The organism is Pseudomonas sp. EL_65y_Pfl1_R83, assembly GCF_963970695.1.
Lineage (GTDB): Bacteria > Pseudomonadota > Gammaproteobacteria > Pseudomonadales > Pseudomonadaceae > Aquipseudomonas > Aquipseudomonas tritici.
Map to the genome: position 1 here is coordinate 1 of NZ_CAXAQI010000138.1, position 604 is coordinate 604.

Below are 604 nucleotides of genomic sequence, written 5' to 3' on the forward strand. Positions count from 1 at the left end.
GCCCTTGGCGGTGAGCCACGTCTTGGCCTCGTCGTCGAGGTTGATGTGGACGTTGCGGTCGGCCAGTTGCAGCTCGAGCTGGAGGATGAACTTGTCCACCACCCGCGCCACGACTTCGGTCGGAAGATAGCCGAACGGCACGATCGCATCGAGACGGTTGCGGAACTCGGGCGTGAACATCTTCTGCACGGCTTGCTCATCCTCGCCCTCGCGGGTGAGGTTGCCGAAGCCCAATGTCTCGCGCGCCATGTCGCTGGCACCCGCATTGGTCGTCATGATCAGGATGACGTTGCGGAAATCGACCGTCTTGCCGTGCTGGTCGGTCAGGCGCCCATTGTCCATCACCTGCAGCAGGATGTTGAACAGATCGGGATGCGCCTTCTCGATCTCGTCGAGCAGCAGCACCGAATGCGGCTGCTGGTCGATCGCATCGGTGAGCAGACCACCTTGATCGAACCCGACATAGCCGGGAGGCGCACCGATCAGTCGGCTGACCGAGTGCCGTTCCATATACTCCGACATATCGAAGCGCTGGAGCGGGATGCCCATGATCTGCGCGAGTTGCTTGGCAACTTCCGTCTTGCCGACGCCGGTCGGGCCGGTG

General features: G+C 62.3%; 1 protein-coding gene. It reads right to left on the bottom strand.

Translation table 11 applies throughout. The annotated features are described in order from the left end of the window. Window positions 1-604 (bottom strand): AAA family ATPase (locus AACY08_RS28055; RefSeq protein ID WP_339472356.1); only part of this gene is annotated, 604 nt, incomplete at both ends.